Here is a 527-nt window from a genome sequence, read left to right as displayed (position 1 = left end):
GCTGATGGTCTTTCAACTGGCGCTAACGAGGAAAAGCCGAGTCTTCTGGATCCTCAAGGCGGACATCACGTCCTGGACGGCGACGGACCCAATGCGGGCGGAGGGCATCGACATGGCACTGGGAAGCCAGGCAAGAGTGAGTTTCCTGCGAACTGGTCTGACGACAAGATCAAGGGCGAGATTTCTGATGTTGCAACAGATCCCGGTTCGAGTCGTACTACTCAGCCCAACGGACGAATCAAGGTGCAGGGAACACGAGATGGCATTGACATAACCGTGATTGTTGAGCCGAACGGCAAGGGTGGTCGCATAGTTACGGGCTTTCCAACAAATACACCGAAAAATCCATGAATCTTACCCAGGGCTTGCTGAATCGGATCAGCGATATGCTCAACCGAGATGCAACAAACTATACCGTCTTCCTCCGACTGTATGAACTATCGGAGAGGTATGGTGTTGACGATTTGAGTGCCTGCATTCGTGAGGCTTTCGGTGAGAGTACGGAGGTCGAAAATGAAGAAGGGATA

Annotated in this window: 2 protein-coding genes; both read left to right on the top strand. The window is 52.2% G+C overall.

Features of this window, described 5'->3' with window-relative positions; translation table 11 throughout:
* A partial coding sequence (locus tag AC1D12_RS35055; protein ID WP_477845638.1) for an EndoU domain-containing protein occupies window positions 1–351 on the top strand: 351 nt, incomplete at its 5' end.
* Window positions 348–527, top strand: a 180-nt coding sequence (locus AC1D12_RS35050) for a hypothetical protein (RefSeq protein ID WP_477845637.1), incomplete at its 3' end; no start/stop codon positions are given. The genes AC1D12_RS35055 and AC1D12_RS35050, both read left to right, overlap by 4 nt.

It is taken from the genome of Rhizobacter sp. P1_G5, assembly GCF_056405435.1.
The sequence above is the reverse complement of the archived record's forward strand: the minus strand, read 5'-3'. Positions and strand labels throughout refer to the sequence as shown.